Origin of the sequence: Arthrobacter sp. S39, from assembly GCF_004320525.1 — a bacterium.
Taxonomy (GTDB): domain Bacteria; phylum Actinomycetota; class Actinomycetes; order Actinomycetales; family Micrococcaceae; genus Arthrobacter.
In genome coordinates, this window is record NZ_SIHX01000006.1 from 178139 (window position 1) to 201082 (window position 22944).

Below are 22944 nucleotides of genomic sequence, written 5' to 3' on the forward strand. Positions count from 1 at the left end.
TGTTAAACCGGAAATGCCCGGCGGAAGAATCCAGGCAAACGCCTCTTCCGAACCACCTACATATAGCCCGCCATCAACACTCCGCCCGGCGGAAGACAGCCGGGCATCACCTCTGAAAGGACATCATGGAACTGCTGTGGGAAATCGCAGGTTGGTCGGGGGCAGTTCTGATCCTGTCGGCATACCTGTCTGTTTCCATGGGTTGGTTGAAGGCCGGCATGAGCTTCCAGGTGGCCAACCTCATCGGTGCCTGTGCCTTCATCGTCAACGGTGCGGTCCACGAAGCATGGCCCTCAGTGGTCACGAACGTGGCCTGGTGCCTGATCTCGGGCATCGCGATCCTTCGTATGCGCGCCACGAGCCAGGCGCCCGCAGCTGCAGCCGAAGTTCCGCAGGTGCAATTTCCCGGCGTCCCTGACACCACCGGCCAGATCGCTGTTGTGGAGGCCCTTACGTCAGCCGTCCACGGCGACGTCGCCGGGCGGGCGGCTGAGTGCCAGGCCAGCCTGCGTGAAGCGCGGGCGGCGGTGCCGGCGGCCCGGATGTCCTGAGCTGGGCGCGGTCAGATCCCCGGCACGCACTTTCCGGTTCCCAACAGCGCCAGGCCTGCGCGGTCCCCGGCCCCGAAGTCCAGTTGCCCGCTGTTTTCTTCGTACATCAGCTGCGTGGGATCGTTGACGTGGTCCAGCCCCACCACGTGCGCCAACTCGTGCATGATGATGGCCCGGACCAGGGCCGGCCCCTCAGGATAGGCCAGGGTTTCTGTCAGCCCTGGCGCATCGAGCTGCACTTGGCCGGTGACGTAGACGTACGGTTCGCCCGGAACCCGGATCGCGGAGCTGCCGCCGGTTCCGGCAACTCTTCCGGCCAGCTCCGTGGCTTCTTCAGGCGTGGACCAGGCAATCAGGATTGGCGCCCACTTCCTGCCGTAGCGGTCTGGTTGGTACGCCTCGCGATCCTCTGAGGGTGCTTCGGTTGTGGTCCCGTCGTACACGAACTGCAGTCCGGTGGCCGCGGACACCGCCGCTACGGACTCCTGAACGAGCTGATCCGTGCCCGCCGGCGCCAAGTCCGGCCGGACTACGTAGTGCACTGGCCGGCACGGGTCGTAGGCAACAAACGGCTGGTCCGCGTCGGGTGACTCCTGCATGACATATGCGGTTGATCCGGTGGCGGCAGGCGGGATGCCCAGGGGAGAGGAAGCGGCTTCAAAACCTGGTGGCGGGACCTCAGAGCCGGGCAGGTAGGGCCGCGCCGCCGACATCACGTACCGTTCGAACAGGGTCGGCGTGAAGTAGAGCCCGACGACAAGTGCGATGCCCAGCACGGTGGCCGACCGCGCTGTCCACTTGCGGGTCCGGGCCGGTCGTGTGCGGCGAAATCTCCGCTTCCTTCCGAACGGTGGGGCAGGAGCGGCACGCCACGGCTCAGGATCCTGAAGCTTGCCGATTGCCTCATCAATAGCCCACTGCGGGATACGTCCGCTCGGCGAGCGCCGGACTCCGGGGATGTCCCGCCCGTCCTCAGGCATTCCGAAGTCCTTGCTGCCAAAATCTGATGCCACTAGCGCCCCTATGCCCCCAAACCCATCTCCTTCGATGGCTTCGCTCAGCATAGTGGCCGGTTTTCCCGCCCGCTATGGACGCGGCGGCAGAAGTTCCAACACAGGCGGGCGGACGACGGCGGGCGCCTCCCGCCGTCGTTCCCTTCCTTTCCTTCCGGCTGCTTCTGAATCCGGCACAGCTGGGGGTGTCTGGCAGACACTGCCGCCGGCCAATCAGTCTGCGTACCGTGGAACTCGTGGACAGAAAAGAAGAGATCCGTGAGTTCCTGATCTCGCGCCGGGCGAAGGTCAGCCCGGAGCAGGCCGGGATCCCCAGCTATGGGGAACTGCGGCGTGTGCCGGGGCTGCGCCGTGAGGAAGTGGCGCAACTCGCGGGCGTGAGTACGGACTATTACACCCGGCTGGAACGCGGAAGCCTCCGCGGTGTCTCCGACGCCGTGCTCGAGGCTGTGGCCTCGGCCCTCCGGCTGGACGAGGCCGAGCGGGCGCACCTGCTGGACCTGGCGCGGACGGCCAACACGCCGTCGGGCCGGACGCCGCGCCGTCCGACGCAGCAGCGGGTCCGTCCCGGCGTGATGCGCCTGCTGGACGGGATGACCGGAGCGGCCGCCTTGGTGCAGAACGGCCGCGGCGACGTGCTCGCCGCCAACATGCTGGGACGGGCCCTGTACTCGGAGGTATTTAACTCGGCCGTGTCGTCGGGGCGGGATGTTCGGGGCCGGCTGCCGAATCAGGCCCGCTACGTTTTCCTCGATCCGCGCGCAGGGGACTTCTACCCTGACTGGAACGCGGTCGCGGCCATCTCGGTGGCGATGCTGCGCCTGGAATCCGGCCGGAATCCCCACGACCGGGCACTGAATGAGCTGGTTGGCGAGCTGAGTACGGGCAGCGGCCTGTTCGCGGCGCTGTGGGCCGGGCACGATGTCCGGATCCACACCACGGGAACCAAGCGCTTCCACCACCCGGTGGCCGGCGACCTGTCCCTGCAGTACGAAACGCTGGATCTCCCGGGCGACGAAGGACAGTTCGTGTTCACCTTCACCGCCGAGCCGGGCTCCGCGTCCGAGAACGCGCTGGCCTTCCTCGCCAGCTGGGCCGCATCGCCACCCGAAACAACCACCGCCCCCGTGCGCTCCCACGCGCAGCCGGGCCGCAACCCAGGAAAGACAGAACCCTCCCATGACTGAACAAAACACCGCCCTTGAACAGCCCAGCACCACCGGCAAGAAGGTCTGGTTCATCACCGGCGCCGGCCGTGGCCTGGGCACCGACATTGCCAAGGCAGCCCTCGCCGCCGGCCACGCGGTGGTCGCCACCGGCCGTAACCCGGAAAAAGTCACCCGGGCCGTCGGCGACAGCGAGGACCTCCTGGCCGTCAAGCTCGACGTCACCGATCCCGCGGACGCTGCCGCCGCCATCCAGGCAGCGGTGGACCGGTTCGGCCGGATCGATGTCCTGGTGAACAACGCCGGCAACTTCTACGCCGGGTTCTTCGAGGAAATCACCCCGGCGGACTTCCGGGCACAGATCGAAACCACCATGTTCGGACCCATCAACGTTACCCGCGCGGCCCTGCCCGTCCTGCGCGCCCAGCGCTCCGGCCTGGTGGTCACCATCTCCTCCACAGCGGGCCTGGCAGGCGGCGAGTTCCTGAGCGCCTACGCCGCGTCGAAGTTCGGCGCGGAGGGCTGGGCCGAGTCCCTGGCACCAGAGGTCGCACCCTTCGGCATCCGCTCCATGATCGTCGAACCCGGGTTCTTCCGCACCGAGCTGCTCACCCCTGAATCCACCAGCTACGCCGAATCCACCATCGGGGACTACGCCGAACGCACTGAGCAGACGGTCGCCGCTTGGCAAAGCATGAACGGCCTGCAGGGCGGGGACCCGGCCAAGCTCGCCGGCGCGCTGATCCAGCTGGCCGAACTGGACGAACCCCCGCTGCGGTTCGCCGCCGGCGCCGACGCCGTCACTACTTTCGAGACCCGGGCTGCGGCCCTCCAGACCCAGGCCAACGCCCACCGCGAACTCTCCAGCAACCTCGCCCACGGCGACGCCTGACAAAACAGAAACCGACGACGGCGGGACGTCCCGCCGTCGTCCGTCACCCAAGTGCCGCAAGGGGCAGCCCGCCCGCTCAGTCAGCGAACCGCAGCCCCTGGGCTTCGAGGGCGGCCTCCAGGATCCTGACCGCCTTGGGGCCTACGCCGTGCATGGCGAGCAGTTCGCTTCGGCTGCAGGCAGCGACCTCGGCCAGCGAGCCGATGCCCGCTGCGAGCAGTGCACTGTTCGCCGGGCGTCCGATCGGCGGAAGATCGCCGATCTGGGCAGGCGTGTCACGGGTGCTCATACCACTGTCCTTTCTTAGAGGCGGAGTTCCATAAAAACGCTGTTTGGATCCATGACGTAATCGGCGAAGGGCGGGCACTCGGTGAAACCATGGCGGGCATACAGGCGCCGCGCCGGAGCAAAGTAGTCCTCGGTTCCGGTCTCAAGGTAGAGGCGCTCAAGATTGCGGGCCCGGGCGTCGTCGAGGATGTGCCGGAGCATAAGCGTGGCCACGCCCCGCCCCCGTGCTTCTGCCGTCGTGCGCATGGACTTTATCTCGCCGTGTCCAGGGGACCCGGGCGGGGAGTCCAGGATCTTGAGTGCGCCGCACCCCAGCAGGCCGCCGGCCTCGCGGGCCGTCCAAAACGTGATTGAGGGCGCGGACAGCGCCGAGTGGTCCAGCGCGTGGACGCTTTCGGCCGGCGACGTGGCGAACATGTCCGCCAGGTGTTCGCTCAGGAGCTGATGGACGTCTTGGTGTGTGGGATCGTCCCGATCAATGGAAATCATCGCCTTAAAGGTATGCCAAAAGGCAGGACCCGTTGCGGAGTCCTGCCTTTGACGCCTCGGGATGTGCGCTCCTGCGCCCGTCTCTCGGGCTGCCTGTTGCGATGGAGTGCAGGAGCGGCTCCCGTGCCCGCCGGACCTGTGCCGGCAGTTTTTGGGCCGCGCGGTTTCAGTCCGCCGCTGCGGGAGAACTCACATGATGCCCGTGGGTACGAGCAGGACCCAGGCCAGGGCCGGCGCCGCCAGCACCACGCCGCCGGCGTACATCATCAGCTGCTTGTAGACGCGCTGGCGGTCGTCCTCGCGGGCGTTGGCCACTACCAGGGCGCCGTCCGTGGAGAAGGGCGAGACGTCCACAACGGTTGCGGCGATGGCCAGGGCGGCCACCGTTCCGGAGGCACTCAGCGAGCTGGTGGCCAACAGCGGACCCGCAAGCGGGATGAACGCGGTGAGCAGCGCCGTCGAGGACGCGAAGGCTGAACCGACGCCGATCACGTAGCAGAGGACCAGTGCCACCAGCAGCGGTGCACCAAGCGCCAGCGCCTGCTCGGCGAGGGTGTCGATAACGCCCACGTGCTGGAGGAGGGAGACGTACGTGATCATGCCGGCGACGAGCAGGACAGTGGACCAAGAGACTCCGCCGATGAAGGTCCGGTGTTCCTTGATGTTGACCAGCGCCAGGAGGAGGCCGGCGGACAGGGCCACGAAACCGATCGGCATGTGGAAGCCGAGCGCACAGACGAGCATGGCAGCGATGAGCGCCAGCGTCAGGAGCTGCTGGCCGTGGGGGCGGCCGGTGCTTGCCGAGTCAATCTCGGCAAGCTGGCCGTCGCCGTCGCGCAGCTTGCCCAGCAGGGCGAACAGCACCACGGTCAGGACCGAAAGGATGAGGTTAATCGCGAAGCTGGCGGTGAACAGGGCGCCCTGGGAAATGGGGAAGCCGTTCTTCACTGCGATGTCGTGTACCAGCACCCCGGCCACGGAGAGCGGGGAGAAGCCGCCGGCGTGGGCGCCGTTGATGAGGAAAGCGCCCATCACCACCGGGTGGATGCGGGACTCGTACGCCAGGCCAATGGCGGCAGGTGCCAGCAGGGCGACGGCGGCGGGGGAGAAGGTGCCCAATGCCGTGAGGGCTGCGGCCATCAGGAAAAACACCCAGGGCAGCAGGAGGGTTTTGCCCCTGACGAGGCGCACGCACGTCTGGACAATGATGTCGATGGTGCCGTTCCGCTGCGCCATGCTGAAGAAGTAGGTCACGCCGATGATGGTGATGACGATGTTGGCGGGGAAGTCCGCGAGGATTTCCTTGTCCGTCATTCCAAGCATGAAATAGCCGACGCCGAAGGACGCCACCAGCCCCATGACGCCGATGTTCAGCGGCCATTTGGTGGCGACGACGAACATCACCACGAGGATGATGAGCGGGATGATCTGTACAGCGGTCATGCTCGGCTCCGATTCCGCGGTGGGCGCCTGGTTGAAGACGCCTCCCGCCAGAACGAGGGCAAGCAAACCCAGGAGGGTAATACCGACCACCGCCATCAGCAGGATACGGCGGCGGGCGGGACGCGGAGACCCTTGGTCCCGGGTTTCCTCAACAGTGTCGGTGGGGCGTTGCGCAGTCTTAGGCATGGCGTTACTCCTCATTGAGTGGCTCCCGCGAGGGACGCCTCGGCAACGGTACCGAGGGCCTCGGGGAGGTGGATGATGGTGGTTGCGATGGTGCGGGCCGTCCGGTCGACGCCCACGAGCAGGGCGCCCTCCTGTTCCTCGGTCCAGGTTTCGATGACCCCGGCGGGGGTCCGCAGTTTCAAGGTGGCTCCGGGTGTACCGCCCGTGATGTTGTGCAGGACTGTGCCTGCGGTCCGTGCCGCCAGGGTCAGGGCGATGCTGCCTGTGATGGCCAGGGCGGGGTGCGGCCGGCCCATCGAAAGCATCATGACGTTGATGTCACAGCCCTCTTCTGCAGGGGCCGGGGCGGCGGCGATGGCGAGCTTGGGGATCGCCCGCGCCGCCTGCGCTGTGGTGGGTGCCAGCCCCATGCGCACCGCCGCTTGCCTCCGGATCAGGTCCAAGGTATCCAGCTGCAGTTCGACGCCGGCCGGCCAGCTGTCATACCGGCTGGCGTCCAGGCCGAGGTCCTCGGCGCGGACGATCACCACGGGCGCCCCGGCGTCCACCATCGACACTGTCCAGCGGGTTCCGCCGGCCGTAATGGTGTCCGTCGCGGCCCCGGTGGGCAGCAGCTTTCCGGTGGTCTTGCCGGCCGGGTCCTGGAAGCCGAGGCCCACCCTGTAGCCAGCGAACGGCACCCCGGGCATATGCGCGTCGGGCACGATCGGCAGGGCACCTGCGGGGGTGGCAACACGCTGGTAGATGACCTGTCCGGTGTTGGTGTTGCGCGTGACGATCCGAGTGATGTCCCCGCTGGGAACCACCCAGCCCTTTTCGATCGCGTACAGGCCAACCACTGCCGAGCAGTTCCCGCAGTTGCTGCCCCAGTCCACCGCGGCCTCTTCGATGCCCACCTGGGCAAAGGTGAAGTCGACGTCGATGTCCTCCTCGGCGGGCCGGTGCAGGATCATGGCCTTGCTGGTGGTTGACGTTGCCCCGCCCACGCCGTCGATCTGCCGTGAGTCCGGGCTGCCGAACACCCGGGACAACAACGCGTCCAGGCTCGTGCCGTCGCTGAGATGCTCAGCCTCGAACACCCAGCATTTGCTGGTGCCTCCGCGCATCCACTCCGCTTCGATCTTCATTGTTCTTCCACATCTCCTCGTGCCTCGGTTCCTTCAAGGGGCCCTGATACGAGATTGATCTGGATCACAACTTAAGACAATGTTCAATAGTTGAAGGGGGATGTAGAATTGCTTAATTCATTGTCAGTGGGCGGGCCTATTCGTGCCTACTCCGGGGATTTGGCTCAAAGAAGTTGGCTTGCTTCCCAGCAGTGCAGCGGTGCGTGCACTAGATTCATCAAATCCAGCGAGGGGTAAAGCAATGCTTCACGATGACGAGCAGCCTCTTTTCGATATGCGGCGCCTGGCGCTGCTTATGGAAGTTGTGGAGCAGGGATCGATCACCGCGGCGGCGGAGCTGATGATGTATTCGCCCTCCGCGGTGTCCCAGCAACTGCGCAAGCTGGAGCAGGAGGTGGGCCAGCCCCTGCTCAACCGCCGCTCCCGTGGCGTGGTGCCCACCGAAGCCGGCCAGGTGCTGGCTGGCCATGCGCGCCAGATCATCCGGCAGATGAAGGCTGCCCAGTCAGACCTGGACCAGATCGCCGGCCTCAAGCGGGGTGCGCTGACGGTGGGCACGTTTCCGACGTTGGCAGGGTCTTTCCTGCCGATCGTCATCCGCTCTTTCAAGAAGCGGTACCCGGCTATCAGCCTGTCGCTGCGCAGCGCCCGCTTCGACGAGCTGGTGGCGGACCTGCAGTCAGGGGTAACCGGCCTGTGCCTTCTCTGGGATTACCCGTGGAACAGATTCCATGACGACTCCATCCGGGTAACAGAAGTCTTCCGCGAGAGCACCGTGATCCTGGTAGCCGCCAGCCACCCGTTCGCCGACCGGGAGCAGGTGAGCATGGAGGACCTGCGCAACGAATCGTGGATCGTGCGGGCGGAGGCGCACCCTGTGGTCGAAGTGCTGCAACGTTCCGCCCATGACGCCGGGTTCGAACCAACCATCGGATTCCTCGCCAACGACTACCAGGAGGCTCAGGCAATGGTCAGCGTCGGCATGGGAGTGGCGCTGGTGCCCAAGACCGCCGTCGCCCTTCAACACCCCGACGTCCGGGTGCTCAGCCTCGGGGACGCGGCCCCGCTGCGCCGGATCCTGCTGGCGCAGCGCCAGGACAAGGTCTACGCACCGGCAGAGGTGGCCTTCCACTCCACCCTGCTCGAAATCGCCCGCGAACGGGCCGGCGACTACCTGTAGGCATCCAGGCAACGCAAGCGGACGACGGCGGGAGGTCCCGCCGTCGTCCGCCCACCACGTTCACGTCCCGGCGCTGAGCTCCCAGTGCACCCGGATGGCCTCGGCAATGGGGCCGGCAGCGACGTCGACCCGGAGAGCAACGGGCGCGGTCCCGGTCTCCTCGATGACCGCGTCACGGTACACGCGGCCGCACGAGGGGCAGAGGGTGTAGAGATCCTCGTCGGCGGGCCATTCGGCCAGCCCGGCGGGGACAGGGGTGGTCTCTCCGTTGTGGACGGGGATGCCTTCCGAGTTGGCCTGGATCAGCCCGTCCTTGCTGACGGTGTTGCCGCACACGCAGGTGATGGTGGTGACGTCATGGCCGATCACATCGGCGGTTTCAGTGTCCATGATGACCTCCCCGGTAATGGAAGGGACGTTGTGTAATTAGCTTATGCCTGCTGGTCCGTGCCGTCGCCGGCGCTTGTAAATTCCCGTTGTGGTGGGCGCCCAACAGGGCCACCATGATCGTATGAACGCTGAATTACCGGACGCCGCGGAGCTGAACCTGCCGCAGGCTTTCCTCCTTCTGGCAACGAACGACACAACCGGCAAACCTGACATTCCGGTGTTTGCACTCAGGACCGCCTTGGCCGGGGCAATCCTGGCCGAACTGGACCTGATCGACGCGATCGAACTGCAGGGCAAACGCGTCAGGGCGACCGGCACCGCCCCGGAAACGGAGCTCCGGCGCGAGCTGGAACTCATCCGCGGCAAATCCCGGCCCCACGCTCCCAAGCGGTGGGTCTCGATGCTGGAGGGCCGCGCCGAAGTCCAGCGTGCCTACGAGGGGATGGCATCACGGGGCATCGTGGAACATGTCGGCGAAAAGCACCTGGCCCGGTTCCGGCCTGTGCGGTACCCGGAGAAGGACCACGGTCCGGAGGCCGCGCTCCTGGAAAAAATCCAGGCCGCACTCAGCGGTCCGCCGTCCGCTCTTGAGGTGCCTGATTCGACGCCAGGTGCCGGGGCTACCGATGCGGGGACACCTGACGCCGGGGCGCCGGAGTCCACGGCGCCGGAGTCCGCCGCGCCTGATGCCAAGCCCGTTTCCTCGCCGCCCGATGACAGGACCACGGCACTGATCGCCCTGCTTCAGGCGGCCGGACTGCTCGGAAAGCTCTTCCCGTCAGCAGACCTTACCCGGGCAAACGAGCTGTCGAGGGACTATTGGCCGACCCGCGCGGTGGAGGATGAGCTTCGGATGATCCGGCTGGCGCAACAGGAAGCCGCCAACTTGTGACGCCGTCGGACGAAGCCGGGAACGGCACCACCGGCAAGCGGTCGACGGCGGGAGGTCCCGCCGTCGACCGTTTTTAACGCAATTGGTCAACCGGTTGGTGGATTCTTCCGGTTTGTCTGATAATCGGAAAGATGGTTGCGGCGCGTTGACCCACCCTCCCTCCCCAAAAATCCACACATCAGGAATCTTCTCCATGGACAGTTCAGGCTTTATCGCACTCTTTCTTGCCGGATCGGACAGCACTGCCACGAGCGCACTGCCGAATGCTCCGCGACAGCACCGTGCACCCGAACCTGAGCTCTCACGCTGGTCGGTCACGCGGGGCCGGGTGGCCAGTTTGCTCCACCGCCTTGCGTGGGCCATTGAGCCGGATACGCGCCGCATTTACTGAACAGGTCCGTGCCGCCCCCGCTAGACTCGCCAGCATGGGGGAACACAACACATCCGGGGAACGCCGGCCAAATAAACTTGCCCGCTTGGCTGCTGCCGTTGTGCCCGCAGCGGGCCTCGTCGCGGTGCTGGTGGGGTGCGTCGTCGCGTGGAGCAACGCGAACGCCACTATCGGCTGGTTCGCCTACGCGCCGCTGAGCAGCCAGCCCTTTTCAGGCAACGGCATGGCCTTCGTCAGCCAGGGGACGCAGATCGGCCTGGCGGTGGCCGTCGCTGGCCTGCTCGTCCTGGCGTTCTGGGCCGGCTACAGAATCGGCAGAAGAACCAGCCGGGCGGACCAGTAAGTCCCTTGAACAGGGAGCGGGCGACGGCAAGTCCAACCGACGCCTCCCGTTCACCGCCCCGAAACCCTTGGGGCCATGCCCGTTCTTCCGCAGCAGGAAGTCTTTTCACGCACCACCGCCCGGCGCCTCCGTCGCTTGGGAAATGAATCGACCCTGCTGTACCAAGGAGAACCTCCGTGTTCCTAAAAAGCGCCGTCACCGCTCTTGTGGCCCTCACCTCCCTGACCGGAATCGCCGCCCCGTCGGCCGCGCAACCCGCCCACGCGCCGGCACCCGTCGTCGTCGGACAGCCGCTGGCCGCAGCCCATGCGCACAACGACTATGAGCATGACCGCCCACTGTTCGACGCCCTCGAACACGGATTCACCAGCGTTGAGGCAGACGTGTGGCTGGTGGACGGCGAACTCCTGGTGGCCCACGACCTCGAGGACGCCACGCCGGGAGTAACGCTCGAGAGCCTCTACCTGGATCCGCTCGACGAACTGGTCCGGAACCAGGGCCACAGCGTCTACCCCCACTGGAACGGCAGCCTGCAGCTCCTGATCGACATCAAGAGTGAAGGGGAAGCCACCTACGCCGCCATCGAAAAGGAACTGGCCGGGCACCCGGAGATCATGAGCCGCTACAGCAACGGCGCCACCAAAACCGGACCCGTCACGGCGGTCATCAGCGGAAACCGTCCCCTGGCCACCATGCAGGCACAGGAAAAGCGGTTCGGCTTTTACGACGGACGCTCCGCCGACCTCACCTCCGGCATGCCCGCCGGGCTGATGCCGCTGGTCAGCGACAACTGGACCAAGCTGTTCACCTGGCAGGGCGTCGGCCCCATGCCCGAGGCTGAACGCCTCAAACTGCAGGCCTACGTGGCCGAAGCTCACACCCAGGGATACCGGGTCCGCTTCTGGGCCACCCCCGACCAGCCCGGCGCCGCACGCGACGCCGTCTGGAACGAACTCTTCGACGCCGGCGTGGACCACATCAACACCGACGACCTTGAGGCGCTGGAACAGTTCCTCAGCACCCGCACGCTCTAACCCCCCAACTCTCAGACACAGGACACCTCCATGCCTTCCAAGACCCTGAAAACCACGACGGCGGCAGCCGTCCTGGCGCTAAGCCTCCTTGCGTCCCAGCCCGCCCAGGCAGCCAACGACACCTCCGACGGCGCCTCGGACATTGAAGCTTTCACCTTTGGCGTCATCGGCGACATCCCCTACGGCGACGCCGAAATCGCCAAGTTCCCGTCCCGCATCCAGGACATCAACGCCGACAGCGCGCTGAAGTTCGTCACCCACGTGGGCGACATCAAAAACGGCTCCTCCGTCTGCTCGGACCAGTACTTCGCCGGCATCCGCACCCAGTTCGACACCTTCGAGCACCCGCTGGTCTTCACCCCGGGCGACAACGAGTGGGTGGACTGCCACCGCACCAACAACGGCGCCTACAACCCGCTGGAACGGCTGGACAAACTGCGGGAGGTCTTCTTCGACCAGCCCGGCAAGACCCTGGGCGCCACCATGCCGGTCAAGACCCAGGAAAATCTGGGACTTCCGGAAAATGTCCGCTTCACCCAGAACCGCGTGGCCTTCTCCGTGGTGAACGTCCAGGGCAGCAACAACTCGCTGCTTCCCTGGAGCGGCCTCGGCGAAACCGTACCCACGCCCGAGCAGCTGGCTGAGGTTGAGCACCGGACGGATGCCGTACTGGACCAGATCCGCGAGACGTTCAGCGACGCGGCGCGGCGCAACGACCGCGCTGTTGTCCTCATGACCCAGGCCGACATGTTCGACCCGTCCCTGCTCGCCGCGGCTACCGCCAACCCGGAGACCATGTCCGGGTTCCGCCAGATCGTCGCGGCCATCGTTGACGAGACCAACCGCTTCGACCGCCCGGTCTACCTCATCAACGGCGACAGCCACGTCTTCGCCGAGAACCAGCCGCTGGCGGAAGGCTCACCGTGGCTGAATGTGTACGGCCAGCCTGCCGCGGATGACCTGCAGCGGATCACCGTGGACGGATCGGCCAACGCCACCAACTACGTTCGGTTCACCGTGGCCGGCAACAGCAGCGACAACAACGGCGTCCTGAGCTGGGAGAAGGTCCCCTTCAGCCAGTAGGCACCAGACGAAAGCGGACGACGGCGAGGTCCCGCCGTCGTCCGCTTCCGTTGTGCTCAGCAGTTACGCGGCGACCCCCGACGGCACCACGCTGCAGTCCGCCGCCGAGCCGGCGAGCTGTGGTGCCCAGCCGTCCGTTCCCTGCAGGTAGGTCCTGGCCGTGTAGTTGCCCGCCTCAGCCGCGGGCAGCTGCGGACGGTCGGCGGTCACCTGCGCGCCGGGGCCGCTGTTCCTGTACTCGTGGAACCGTGCCTCCCGCCAGGAGAAGCCGCTCATGTCCGTCCAGGGTGTTCCGGAGATGTGCGCGCCGAGCCAGGAGTCCCTGACCAGGACCTGGGCCACCGCGCGCGGGTCACCGCCGGCGTGCCACGGCCTGCCCAGGTGGACGCTGTTCGCCGCGGCATCTGAGACCAGCCGGCACTGGTCAAAGAGGTAGCCGTACCGGATGGACAGGTCCAGGCTCCCCGCCGACACATAGCCGTTGTTCGTGGCCGAGGAGCGGTCCAGGGACCTGATCTCGCAGCCGCTGAAGACAGCGGTCCCGCGGCCGAAGATGAAGTCAACGTCCCCCTCCACGTAGCAGCCGTCGAAGTAGAACCGGGCCGGGACGCCCGCCCCCGGTGAGTTGACCAGCAGGGTGTCCTGGTTGCCCAGGCACCGGACGTTGGACAGCACCGAACGGTCGGCGGTGATGTGCAGCGCGACGGCCTGGCGGTCCTTGATCCCCGTGTCGGCGGCCTCGTCGAAATCGTTGCTGAACGTCAGGTTCCTGGCCACGAAGTCCGGCCCGTCGATCCGGACCGATGCGCTGCCCGAGGTGCCGAAGTTCCCGCTGCCGTCCGGCTTGGGGGTGCCGGAGGCGTTGTTGTAAACGAGCACCACATCCTCCGGCCTGCTGCCCTGCCCGATGAAGGAGATCCGCGGCTTGTTGTTCAGCACCCGCACGGCTTCCCGGTAGGTGCCGGGCTGGATCCTGATGACGGTCCGCTGGAGGCTGTCCGAGGGAACGGAGTCGACGGCGGCCTGTACCGTCGCGAACGTCCTGCCCGGTCCGACGTCGAGCGTTACCGGCACATCGATGGGGCGTTCCGCCGGCCAGTACATTCCCAGCAGCGGTTCGATGCCGGCGTCGAGATTCAGGAAGTAGCCCGGCGGCACGATCTGCTTGGACTGCAGTTCGCGTGCCACGAGGCGGGCCACCGCCAGCGCACCGGTGGCCTGGAAATGCGTGTTGTCCTCCGCGCCCTGCGGATACTGCGGATGCTCGCCCGGGGCCAGGAAAAGGAAATGTTCCTTGGTTCCTTCCGGCCCCAGCTGCTGCCACAGCTCCTTGGAGGAAACCGTCAGGTCCACCAGCGGAGTGCCGGACGCCGCGGCGAGTTCCCGCACGGCCTGCGGATACGCGCCGTGGGAATCCTGGGCATTCCCGGAGGAATCAAAGCGTCTGCGTTCGACCGAGGTGACCAGGACGGGCTTGCCTCCGCGTGCTTTGGGGCCGTCGACGTACCGGCTCAGATACTCCTTGAACGTGGTGTCCGGGAGTGTGCCCCGGGCGGGGTCCGCCACTTTCTCGTCGTTGTGGCCGAAGGAGATCAGCAGGTAGTCGCCCGGCTGCAGCAGGGCCAGCACCCGGTCCAGCTTTCCGGCGTCGGCAAAGCTCTTTGAGGAGGCGCCGGACCAGGCGTAGTCAAACACGGTTGCCTGCGGCCCTAGCAGGAGTGGCAGCGCCTGTCCCCAGCCGGCGCGGGGGCGTTCGGACTGCTGGTACGCCGACGACGTCGAGTCCCCGACGACGAAGATCACCGGTTTGGTGCGGGGTTTCGCGGGGTCGAGGACGGTTTGGGTGACGGCGTTGGCCATGCCCGTTCCCGAGAGGGCCATGGTTCCTGCGGTGAGCGCCATGGTGGCCAGGACGCTGCGCCGGTTCGGCAGAATGGCGGCCATCAGAGTTCCCCTCCTGCAGTGAAGATCGGGCCGGTGGAGTTCTGGAGCAGGGCCGGCACCGCCTGGGCCGGATGGACCTGGGTGCGGAGGGTGGGTGTCCAGGACGTGTCCCCGGCCAACTGGTCCGCGGGCGCGGCAGCGGCGTTGTACTCGCCGCGAAGGTCCGTGATCTTGCCGTTGACCGCGTTGGCGACGGTGGTGATGGCCGTTCCCTTGAAGCGCCGGATGATGTTCGCGGCGTCGATGCCGGCCGGCAGGGTGAAGGCGTTGGCCTCGGCGTAGACGTGGGAGTCGAATCCGGCGCCCAGCGTGTATGTGTAGGGGACGGTGCTGCCTTCGGCCACCTTGAAGTGGTTGTTGTAGACGTCCACCTGGCCGAAGCGGACGCGCGGGGCGCGCTGGCCGACGTTTTCGAACACGTTGTGGTGGATGGTGACGCGCAGCTTGCCGGGGTCCCCGCGGGTGGGCGAGTCGGTGGAGCCGATGAGGAGCAGCTTGTCGTGGTCGGCGAAGCGGTTGAAGGACATCGCCACCAGGTCCGAGCCGTTAGTGACGTCCACGGCGCCGTCGTGCACTTGGTAATGGCGGCCGAAGTAGAGCGGCTGGGAGCTGTCAAGGTTGGGGGCGTCGGTGAACTCGTTGTGGTCGATCCAGACGTGCGTGGCTTGGTTGATGACCTGGAGCAGGTCGTATTCGCTGTTCCAGTTGCCCTCGGCGCCGTCGGTCGGATCCCAGGCCGGGAAGCAGTCGGCGGCGTCCCGCACGGTGAGGTTGCGGACGATCACGTTGGTGGCGCCGTTGACCCGGAGGGCTGCCCCGGAAATGCTGCTGTCCGGGGTGGCGCCGACGATGGTGGTGTTGCGCGGGATGTCCCAGCGGATGGACTTCGCCTGGTTTGCGGCGGCGAGGCGCCTGGCGTCCTCCTGCGGGCCGGCAGGCTTCTGGCTGCGGCCGTAGGTGGCCGGGTCGAAGTCCTGGAGGTACTGGGCCAGGCTGTAGCCGGTGCGTTCGGCGTATTTTTCGCAGGTCAGCGGTGAACCGTCAGATGCTGTGTTGGCGTCGATGGTTCCGTGGACCCGGACAATCTTGGGCTGGGTGCCGGCTGCGAACGCGGCCAGCAGCTCGGCTTTGGTGGAGACGTCGTAAACGTTGACGTCCTCGGCGGCCGAGCCTCCGGTGGTGCCTGTTCCTTCGGATGCCCAGCCGTTGCCCGGGGGAAGAATCTGGCGCTCCAGCGGGGTTTGGGCGGTCTGGGCGGCGGGGTCGGCCACCGGGTTGGGGGAGGCTCCAGCGGGAGCCGAAATGATCAGGGCTCCTGCCACGGCCAGGGCTGCGGACATGGATAAGTAGGTACTGCGTCTTCGCATGTTTTCTCTTCCGTCATTGGAATGAACTGAGCTCCGGTCCGGCGGCAACTATGACGACGGTCACTGCGGAGCGCTGAGAAGGACACTACCCAGAAAGCGGTTTCTCGGCAAGGTTCGCGGACCATGCTTTGCATCCGGTCGGGTTAGTGGATAGCGTGTGAGGCGTGTCACCCACCAGTGGCACATGCTTATGATCTGCGGCGGGAGAGTCCTGCCGGTACGTTTTCAGCAGGCGCCGTAGGAGCAAATCCTCCCCAGGAATCTCTCAGGCCCACGTACCGCCGCGGCAAGGCACCTCTGGAAAGCAGTCCGGGAAACCGGGCTCACCGACGGGGCAAGTGGCGCGCTGCTGACGGCAGGGCAAAACGGAAACTCTCAGGTCCAATACAGAGCGGGGAGGAACCCGAATCAGCGTGGCGCCTTGGGGCCACCAGAGTGATGGAGTTCCTCAATGACCGTTTCACCGACCACCTCCGATGGCCGCCGTTCCGGGCCCACCAGAATCGAAATCATCCCCACCGAGGGAATCGTCGAGCGCGTTGCGTCCAGGGTGCCGCTGACCACGCCCATCACGGTGACGTGCCTGCCCCACCACGGAATTGAGCGGACCCTGCGCGCCGCCGTTCAGCTGAGCGTCCTCGGATACAAGGCAATCCCGCACCTCGCCGCCCGCAGCCTGCAGAGCCGCGCCGAGCTGACCGGAATCCTTCGTGACTGCGATGCTGCCGGCATCGGTGAAGTGTTTGTGATCGGCGGCGACCGGAAGAGGCCCGCCGGTATTTACGAGTCAGCCCTTCCCGTGCTGGAAGACATCGCACAGTACACAGGCGGGAGGATGCGGGCGGGCGTTGCAGGCTACCCCGAGGGCCATCCCTCTGTTGGCCCGGTGGACGTGCTGGACGCGCTGCTGGCCAAGCAGCACCTGGCCTCGCACGTGGTGACGCAGATGTGCTTCTCAGCATCGACAATCCTCGACTTCGCCGCGCTCCTGCGCCGTGAAGGCGTGGCGCTGCCCGTCTGGGCGGGCGTTGCCGGGTCCGTTCCCCGGGCCAAGCTGGTCTCGCTGGGGACGCAGATCGGCGTCGGAAGTTCCCTCAAGTTCCTCAGCCGCAAGGGCCCGCTGGCCCTCAAGCTCCTGGGCGGCGACCGGTACTCGCCTGACTCGCTGATTGCCGGGCTGGAAAGCCGTCCCGGCAGCATCGCGGGCGTCCACCTCTACAGCTTCAACAGCCTTGATTCGGTTCCCGGCGGGCCGGATCTGGCGCCGGTTCCGTCAGCGGCGCTGATTCCGGGGGCAGCACGTGAGGACTGAGGCTTTGACGAGCGTGCCGCGCTGGCGCCGGGTGTCGTGGAACGCCCTGCCCGTGGGCCAGTCGGTGCGGCTGTCGCAGGACGGGCTCCCCATCGGCTCCGGCACCGTGGACGGCACCACCGCTGACGGCTCCATCATCTGGGTGGTGATGGACGGCTGGTCCGAGCGGCGGATGTTCCACCGGCAGGATTACGTCCGGGTGGAGATCAACGCGTAGCTCAGTCCGTTTCCGGCCCTTCGCAGAAGTGGGAGCCGTCTTCACAGCCCTCCTGCGCTGACACTTGGCTAGAAGGTGTCAATGAAGGATCCTGCGGCGGAGAGGCTCTCGTCAGAACCGGTTGCGGCTGCGGGGATTTGCCGTGGGGTTCTGCTTGGCCCGGAGGGCTCGCACGATGCGGCTGATGATGGTGGGCAGGAATGCGAGCAGGAGCTTCTTCATGGCGGTGGTTCCGTTCGTTAGTTGGGGGGAAGGCCACGGGGCCGCCCTTCCATTGAAGGACGGCCCGCGCGGTTACGTTGCCTCAGGTGTTTTGGACGTGGTCCTTGGCGTCTGTGGCTCTGTCTCGTACGTCTGCGGCGGCGTATTGGCCTTCGGTTTTGACGTGTTCGGCGGCGTCGGTGGCGGTGGCTTTGACGTTTTCCATGGCTTCCTGGGCTGGTTCCTTCAGGCCCTGTGCCATGTCTTTGGCGGCTTCGGTCAGCTCGGTGGTCAGCGGTTCGGCCGCGTTTTTGAGGGCGTCGGCCGCTTCGCGTTCCTTCTCGCTCGCCGGGATGAGGGAGGAGAGGAGCATGCCTGCGCCGAAGGCGATGAGGCCTGCGGCCAGGGGGTTGCCCTGGGTTTTGGCCTTGACCTGGGCCGGGGCTTCGCCGATCGCGTGGCCGGCGTCGCCGAGGGTGGAGCCGACGGCGTCACCGGCGTGGCCCATGGCGTTGCCGGTGTGTCCGGTGCCGGTGTGGATGTTGGCGTTGGCGTGGTCGGCTGCTCCCATGACTTTCTCCTTCACGCCGAAGACGGCGTCCCTGACCTTGTCGGTCTGGCGGTGGACGATGTTGGACGGGGTGACTTTGTCGGCCACGGCGTCGACGTTGGTGCCGAGCCGGGCTCGGGTTGCTTCTATGTCTGAACGGATTGCGTCCGGGTTCTCGCTCATCGTTTTACCTCACCGGGTTTCAGGGTTGGGGGGATTTCTGAGAGGGTTTCGCCTGTCTGGGGCAGGCCTTTGACCTGCTTGAGTTCGCTCCGGCCGATGGAGGCCAGAACGGCGGCGACGATGCCCCAGATCAGGGCGACGACGACGGCGGACCAGCCCAGTCCCATCAGCGCGCCCAGGGCGTACCAGAGCGCGATGGAGAGGAAGAGGAGCACGAAGTGCCCTGCGACGCCGGCGCCGGCAAGCATGCCGCCGCCTTTGCCGGCCTTCGTGGCTGACTGTTTCAGTTCGGCCTTGGCGAGTTCGACCTCCTGGCGCATCAGCGTGGACAGGTCACGGGTCACCTCACCGAACAGATCACCCAAAGAGGTGTTATCCGCCTTCACATGCGCCGCCGAAGCAGGTGGTTCGGGAATATGGCTGCTCACAGGTGACGGCCTTCCGTGTCCCGTGCCGTGGTGCTGCGGAACGGATCATCCTCTTCCCGCAGCGGGGTGTCCGCGGCGGTGCCAGCGGGCAGCGTCTGGGTGGACACCGGTCCTCCCGAGACGCGGGGCTCGTCAAAGAGGCCACGGTCGTCGCCGGCAGCGAAAACTGTTTCCTGGCGAATCGGGGTCTGCGGCACCGCGGCAGTCCTCGGCGCGGGAGTGTAAGCCTGGCCGGCTCGGCCGCCCCGGGCCTCAGGTGCCCCGGCGGCAAGCCCCCGGGTGAGCCTTCCGGCAAGGACTCCCGCACCCGCGGCCAGGAGAAGGAAGGTGCCTGGGCGCTGCCGGGCGAAGCTCTTGACCTCCGTGAGCAGCGAACCGGGATCACGGCCGTCGAGCCACGTTGCAACCGTCTGCGAGCGCTCGGCAGCCTGCCGGACCAGATCCGAGGCCACACCGGGCTGGTCTGAGGCGTCAGCCATGGTCCGCAGCTCCGAAGAGATCGAGCGGATGCCCTCAGCGACCTTCTGTTGCTGAGTGCCTGCCTGGCTGGTGAGGTCCGACTTGGCCTGGTGCAGGAGGTCACGGGCATTTGATTTCACCTCGGATGCGACGTTGCCGGCTTCCGTCTTTGCCGTCTGGGCCACGTCCTTCGCTGCACCCGCGGCCTGGCTGGCTACGTGGGTGGCCTCGTCCTTGGCTGCCTCGGATTTGGAGGCGGTACCAGCCCCGGTTCCCACGGGCGACACCGGGGCCGGAGCCGGGTTTCCGTACTGGTCCAGGGTTACTGGCGACGCGGTCTGGGGCCATTGGTTTTCAGTCATGGTCGCTCTCTTTCGTGAAGGGTTCGCTGGCAAGAGCCGCCAGCACTGCTGGCTTCGCAATAGTAAGCATGATTACTAAATAGATACTAAGCACACTTGCTATTGCGCACGCAAGGCGCTGCGCCCTGCGGGTCCGCGCCTTTGGGTGGCGGGAGCATTCGCTGGGCATAAAAATGCTAAGCATGCTTGCCAAGTGGATGCTAAGCATGCTTATGGTAGGTCCCACACCGAGACGCTCCCAAGGAAGGGACTGCTTGCGATGACCGCCGAACGAGGGCGTGATCTACCGGGTGGCTGCCGCCTCCTGTCGCTGGCCGCGAGTCTGGTCCAGCGGCGTCAGGATGACCCCCTTGTGCCGCTGGGGCTCACGCGTGCGGCTGTCATAGCCCTTGAAGGCCTCGCTGCCGGCGCCCTGAACGAGGAACAGCTGGCCATCGCCGTCCATGCCAGAAGCCAGACCCTCGGAAAAATTCTGGTGAGGCTGAGAGCTGCGGGACTCGTCAGCAGGAACCGGCATCCGCGGGGCGGGCGTCGGCCCGTCGTTGGGCTCACGGGCGCCGGCCGGGCGACGCTCCAGGCCGCCACAGCGAACCGCGGGCGGGCAGGTCCGCCGCCGGACCTCCCGGACCGGGCGCCGCCGTCGTACGCTCTGCCCGTTTCCATCAGGAGCCGCAGCCGGCATCCGGCGCTTTCACCAGCAGTTCATTCCAGTTATCAGATCAAAAAGTAAGGAAACACCATGTACCTGCATACACAGCTTTTGATCAACGAAATCGCCGCCGATGAGCCGGATCCCGCAGCGGCGAACGCGCTGCAGGAGGGCCTGGGCGGGCAGTTCGGTGAGATGCGCACCATGATGCAGTACCTGTTCCAAAGCATGAACTTCCGCGGTGATGCCGCCGCCAAGCCCTATAAGGACCTGCTTCAGGGAGTCGGCACCGAGGAGATCAGCCATGTTGAGCTCATCGGCACCACCATCTCCCAGCTCCTGGATGGCTCCCCGCGGTACCAGGGCAAAAAGGCCGACCCCGTGGACCAGCCCGGCGCCAAGGGCGCCACGCCGCTGAAGATCGCTCTGGACACCAGCAATATCCACCACTACCTGGTGGGGGCCCAGGGCGCGCTGCCCGTGGATGCGGCCGGCAATCCGTGGAGCGGATCCTATGTCTACAACAGCGGAAACCTGGTCCTGGACCTGCTCTACAACCTGATGCTGGAATCCACTGGCCGGCTGCAGAAATGCCGCATCTATGAAATGACGGAGAACAAAACCGCGCGGTCCACCATCGCCTACCTCATCGTCCGCGACCAGGCGCATGAGAACGCTTTCGCCAAGGCACTGGAAAGCCTGGGCGTGAACTGGGGCAAGGTGCTGCCCATTCCGAAGACCAACGCCGAGCAGTTCCCGGAGGTCAAGAAGCTGCTGGATACAGGGCTGCAGAGCGTCCAGTTCACGTTCAGCGCCGACAACCTTAGCGAAGCCGGAAAGCTCTACCGCGGGGCATCGCCCTCCAACGACGGCACCGAGCTCAGCACTGAAGTCTCACCCGACGGATTCCCGATGACCATCTCGCCGGAGCGGCGCGAGGAATTCGCGCCGGGACTCGACCCCGACCTGTTGGCACTGATCCAAGCCACCGCAGAGGTGGAGCTCAAGGACGCGGCCAATCCGAAGGACACCACGTCCACCAGCGCCGCAAAGAGCTCCGGCGGCACTGCAAAGACCGCAAAGACGCCCAAAAAGTCCTGATCGGACTGATCGCGGCCGCGAAAAACTGAAGCGGGCGACGGCGGGACCTCCCGCCGTCGCCCGTTTTGTGCTGCCCCGAAAGGCGCCGACGGACGGCACCTATGAGGTCCGCCTGAGTGATCATAATTCCGAAAAGTCTTGCATTGTGAGCTGAAACCCATAATATGGGTTTAGTGATGTGGCCTCCCTCACGGTGCACATCTGTTCCCAAGCCTTCAATGTGGAAGGCCCAACGATCGGATTCCCCCTCATGTCAGACATAGCTGTCCTGATCAACACGGCCGTGGCGGTCCTCGCCGCCGTCGTCCTCATTGTCCGTTTCAGAGTCAATCCCGTCATCGCCCTGGTCATCGGTTCCGTGTACCTCGGCCTCGCTGTCGGCCTGGGCGTCGAAAAGACCGTCAAAACCATCACGTCCGGGTTCGGCGAGATCATGGTCGAGGTGGGCCTGCTGATCGCCTTCGGCGTGCTGATGGGCTCCATCCTCAACCAGAGCGGCGCCATCCGCCGCCTCGTGGAGCACCTCCTGAGCACGTTCGGCCCCAAGCGGCTGCCCTACACCATGGGCCTGGCCATCGGAACGGTGCTGCAGTCCATCTTCCTGGACGTGCTGCTGGTCATCTCTGCTCCGCTGGCCCGCAAGCTGGCACCGAAGATCGGCAAGCTGGGCACCGCCCGGATGGCCACCGCCATGGCCATCGCCCTCGAATGCGGCATCGTTTTCACGGTTCCCGGCGTCGCGTCCCTCGCCCTGGCCGGCCTCCTGAACGTCCCGCTGGGCAAAATGCTCCTGTTCGGGCTCCTCCTGGTCATCCCCACCATCGTCATTTCCATCGCCATCATGACCTTCCTCTTCCGCCGCGGCTTCTGGAACGAGGCCAAGGACGAGGACCACACCTTCGTCGAGGAGGAGGACCGCGAAGGCGAGGAAGAGTACGACGGCGGCACGCGCCAGTCCCCGGCCGGCCAGTCCGGCGGCAGCGGACCGGGTGTCGGCGCATCCGGCGCCCAGCCGGGCCCCGGAACCGTTACCGTGGCCGAACGCGAACGGAAACAGGCACCCCTGATCCTGCTCTTCGCCCCGCTCCTGGCCTCGCTGCTCCTCATCGGCGCCGGCGCGATCCTGCAGATACTGAACATCGACATGCCCTGGCTCCAGCTTCTCGGCGAGCCCGTCATTGCCCTGCTCATCGGCCTGATCGGCACCTGCCTCGTGACCCGCGCCGCCATCGGCCAGGACCGTGTTGAACAGGCCATCACCGTGGGCTTCAAGGAAAGCGGACAGATCCTGATCCTCACCGGAGTCGGCGGATCCCTCGCCGCCACCGTCGCCGCGGCCGGCCTCGGTGACATCCTGGGCGGTTTCTTCTCCGCGAGCACCGTCGCCCCGCTCCTGGTGGTCTGGGCCATCGCCGCTGTCCTGCATATCGCCGTCGGCTCCGTCACGCTGTCCGCCATCACCGCGGCCGGACTGCTCGCTCCCATCGCCCCGGCCATCGGACTGGATCCGGTACTCCTTGCCCTTGCCGCCGGCGCCGGATCGCTCTTTATGGTCCACGTCACCAGCAACACTTTCTGGCTCCTGCCGTCGCTGCTGGGGCAGAGTGTGAGGGGCGCCCTGAAATCGGTGACAGTCGGGGTCTCGGTGGCCTCCGTCGTCGCGATCCTGCTGATCATGCCCATGAGCCTGCTGTTCTGACCGG

General features: G+C 66.2%; 24 protein-coding genes and 1 riboswitch. Of the genes, 12 read left to right on the forward strand and 12 right to left on the reverse strand.

All coding sequences use genetic code 11. The features are described from left to right. Window positions 1-125 precede the first annotated feature (125 nt). Complete coding sequence (locus EYS21_RS13865; RefSeq protein ID WP_131133784.1) at window positions 126-551, forward strand: hypothetical protein; 426 nt, start codon at window positions 126-128, stop codon at window positions 549-551. Between the two features lie 11 nt (window positions 552-562). Here the strand turns inward: EYS21_RS13865 and EYS21_RS13870 are convergent, their stop codons facing one another. Beyond that, window positions 563-1531 (reverse strand): peptidase, encoded by a 969-nt coding sequence (locus tag EYS21_RS13870; RefSeq protein WP_242633428.1) that lies wholly within the window; start codon window positions 1529-1531, stop codon window positions 563-565. A gap of 269 nt (window positions 1532-1800) precedes the next feature. Between EYS21_RS13870 and EYS21_RS13875 the strand changes: the two genes are divergently transcribed. After that, window positions 1801-2751: a helix-turn-helix transcriptional regulator gene (locus EYS21_RS13875; protein ID WP_165478320.1), complete on the forward strand. Its 951-nt coding sequence runs from the start codon at window positions 1801-1803 to the stop codon at window positions 2749-2751. After that, on the forward strand, window positions 2744-3622 hold the full coding sequence (locus tag EYS21_RS13880; RefSeq protein ID WP_131133786.1) for an SDR family oxidoreductase: 879 nt from the start codon (window positions 2744-2746) through the stop codon (window positions 3620-3622). Before EYS21_RS13875 ends, EYS21_RS13880 begins: the two co-directional genes overlap by 8 nt. Window positions 3623-3698: 76 nt before the next feature. Here the strand turns inward: EYS21_RS13880 and EYS21_RS13885 are convergent, their stop codons facing one another. The 4 genes from EYS21_RS13885 to EYS21_RS13900 all read right to left on the reverse strand — a co-directional run bounded on the left by EYS21_RS13885 (window position 3699) and on the right by EYS21_RS13900 (window position 7155). After that, window positions 3699-3911 carry a helix-hairpin-helix domain-containing protein gene (locus tag EYS21_RS13885; protein WP_131133787.1) on the reverse strand — a complete coding sequence of 71 codons (213 nt, stop codon included), beginning with the start codon at window positions 3909-3911 and terminating at the stop codon, window positions 3699-3701. 14 nt (window positions 3912-3925) lie between these two features. Next, window positions 3926-4399 carry a GNAT family N-acetyltransferase gene (locus EYS21_RS13890; RefSeq protein WP_131133788.1) on the reverse strand — a complete coding sequence of 158 codons (474 nt, stop codon included), beginning with the start codon at window positions 4397-4399 and terminating at the stop codon, window positions 3926-3928. Window positions 4400-4588: 189 nt separating this feature from the next. Beyond that, window positions 4589-6028 carry an SLC13 family permease gene (locus EYS21_RS13895; protein WP_131133789.1) on the reverse strand — a complete coding sequence of 480 codons (1440 nt, stop codon included), beginning with the start codon at window positions 6026-6028 and terminating at the stop codon, window positions 4589-4591. A gap of 11 nt (window positions 6029-6039) precedes the next feature. Then, on the reverse strand, window positions 6040-7155 hold the full coding sequence (locus EYS21_RS13900; RefSeq protein ID WP_131133790.1) for a PrpF domain-containing protein: 1116 nt from the start codon (window positions 7153-7155) through the stop codon (window positions 6040-6042). A gap of 241 nt (window positions 7156-7396) precedes the next feature. On the opposite strand from EYS21_RS13900, the gene EYS21_RS13905 reads away from it, so the two are divergent. Continuing rightward, window positions 7397-8335, forward strand: a complete 939-nt coding sequence (locus tag EYS21_RS13905) for a LysR family transcriptional regulator (RefSeq protein WP_131133791.1) — start codon at window positions 7397-7399, stop codon at window positions 8333-8335. Between the two features lie 60 nt (window positions 8336-8395). Here EYS21_RS13905 and EYS21_RS13910 read toward each other — a convergent pair whose 3' ends face one another. Beyond that, complete coding sequence (locus tag EYS21_RS13910; protein WP_131133792.1) at window positions 8396-8725, reverse strand: hypothetical protein; 330 nt, start codon at window positions 8723-8725, stop codon at window positions 8396-8398. Between the two features lie 121 nt (window positions 8726-8846). Here EYS21_RS13910 and EYS21_RS13915 point away from each other — a divergent pair, with 121 nt between their 5' ends. From EYS21_RS13915 to EYS21_RS13935, 4 genes are all read left to right on the forward strand, one after another. Next, window positions 8847-9617: a GPP34 family phosphoprotein gene (locus tag EYS21_RS13915; RefSeq protein WP_131133793.1), complete on the forward strand. Its 771-nt coding sequence runs from the start codon at window positions 8847-8849 to the stop codon at window positions 9615-9617. A gap of 476 nt (window positions 9618-10093) precedes the next feature. Next, complete coding sequence (locus tag EYS21_RS13925) at window positions 10094-10351, forward strand: hypothetical protein (protein WP_347559565.1); 258 nt, start codon at window positions 10094-10096, stop codon at window positions 10349-10351. A 176-nt stretch (window positions 10352-10527) separates the two neighbouring features. After that, complete coding sequence (locus EYS21_RS13930; RefSeq protein WP_131133796.1) at window positions 10528-11385, forward strand: phosphatidylinositol-specific phospholipase C/glycerophosphodiester phosphodiesterase family protein; 858 nt, start codon at window positions 10528-10530, stop codon at window positions 11383-11385. Window positions 11386-11415: 30 nt separating this feature from the next. Then, window positions 11416-12468, forward strand: coding sequence for a hypothetical protein (locus EYS21_RS13935; protein WP_131133797.1), 1053 nt, complete (start codon window positions 11416-11418; stop codon window positions 12466-12468). Window positions 12469-12531: 63 nt separating this feature from the next. Here the strand turns inward: EYS21_RS13935 and EYS21_RS13940 are convergent, their stop codons facing one another. Further along, a complete protein-coding gene (locus tag EYS21_RS13940; protein ID WP_131133798.1) occupies window positions 12532-14412 on the reverse strand; it encodes a pectinesterase family protein in 1881 nt (626 codons plus the stop codon). After that, window positions 14412-15752 (reverse strand): pectate lyase, encoded by a 1341-nt coding sequence (locus EYS21_RS13945; RefSeq protein ID WP_242633429.1) that lies wholly within the window; start codon window positions 15750-15752, stop codon window positions 14412-14414. Before EYS21_RS13945 ends, EYS21_RS13940 begins: the two co-directional genes overlap by 1 nt. Before the next feature lie 218 nt (window positions 15753-15970). Beyond that, window positions 15971-16070: riboswitch (glycine riboswitch) on the forward strand. Between the two features lie 160 nt (window positions 16071-16230). Here EYS21_RS13945 and EYS21_RS13950 point away from each other — a divergent pair. Together EYS21_RS13950 and EYS21_RS13955 are read left to right on the forward strand one after the other, a co-directional pair. Further along, entirely contained in the window at window positions 16231-17091 is an 861-nt protein-coding gene (locus EYS21_RS13950; RefSeq protein WP_131133800.1) for a methylenetetrahydrofolate reductase, read from the forward strand. A gap of 4 nt (window positions 17092-17095) precedes the next feature. Further along, window positions 17096-17308, forward strand: coding sequence for a hypothetical protein (locus EYS21_RS13955; RefSeq protein WP_131133801.1), 213 nt, complete (start codon window positions 17096-17098; stop codon window positions 17306-17308). A gap of 304 nt (window positions 17309-17612) precedes the next feature. Here the strand turns inward: EYS21_RS13955 and EYS21_RS13960 are convergent, their stop codons facing one another. From EYS21_RS13960 to EYS21_RS23425, 4 genes are all read right to left on the reverse strand, one after another. Further along, the gene (locus EYS21_RS13960) at window positions 17613-18242 is read right to left on the reverse strand and encodes a DUF3618 domain-containing protein (protein WP_131133802.1); all 630 of its coding nucleotides are present in this window, start codon (window positions 18240-18242) and stop codon (window positions 17613-17615) included. Further along, window positions 18239-18670, reverse strand: coding sequence for a phage holin family protein (locus EYS21_RS13965; protein ID WP_131133803.1), 432 nt, complete (start codon window positions 18668-18670; stop codon window positions 18239-18241). Before EYS21_RS13965 ends, EYS21_RS13960 begins: the two co-directional genes overlap by 4 nt. Continuing rightward, a complete protein-coding gene (locus EYS21_RS13970; protein WP_131133804.1) occupies window positions 18667-19491 on the reverse strand; it encodes a hypothetical protein in 825 nt (274 codons plus the stop codon). Before EYS21_RS13970 ends, EYS21_RS13965 begins: the two co-directional genes overlap by 4 nt. 283 nt (window positions 19492-19774) lie before the next feature. Next, on the reverse strand, window positions 19775-19936 hold the full coding sequence (locus EYS21_RS23425; RefSeq protein ID WP_165478321.1) for a hypothetical protein: 162 nt from the start codon (window positions 19934-19936) through the stop codon (window positions 19775-19777). A gap of 294 nt (window positions 19937-20230) precedes the next feature. Between EYS21_RS23425 and EYS21_RS13975 the strand changes: the two genes are divergently transcribed. Beyond that, the gene (locus EYS21_RS13975; RefSeq protein WP_242633430.1) at window positions 20231-21241 is read left to right on the forward strand and encodes a manganese catalase family protein; all 1011 of its coding nucleotides are present in this window, start codon (window positions 20231-20233) and stop codon (window positions 21239-21241) included. A 250-nt stretch (window positions 21242-21491) separates the two neighbouring features. Then, complete coding sequence (locus EYS21_RS13980) at window positions 21492-22940, forward strand: SLC13 family permease (protein WP_131133805.1); 1449 nt, start codon at window positions 21492-21494, stop codon at window positions 22938-22940. The last annotated feature ends 4 nt before the right edge of the window (window positions 22941-22944 follow it).